The following is a 213-nucleotide window of genomic DNA, read 5'->3' on the forward strand; positions in this document are numbered from 1 at the left end:
TCCATCTGCTGCTGTAGTTGCTGTTGGCTCTCCTGCGTCTAATACACCATCGCCATCTAAATCTGCAAATACAGTTACTGGAGATGTGAATCCGGTTTCTGTTCCATTTTGTGTTCCATCACCATCTTCATCGTTATATACTGTTCCGGTTACGGTTCCAGCTGTAGTATAACCATCGGTTCCTGCTGCAACTGTTCCACTTACTGGTACCGT

Annotated in this window: 1 protein-coding gene; it reads right to left on the reverse strand. The window is 45.5% G+C overall.

What is annotated here, in order from left to right; all coding sequences use genetic code 11:
* Positions 1–213: hypothetical protein (locus tag ACVCZW_RS07650; RefSeq protein ID WP_452232087.1), on the reverse strand; the 213-nt coding region annotated here is incomplete at both ends.

It is taken from the genome of Lacinutrix sp. MEBiC02595, assembly GCF_053601555.1.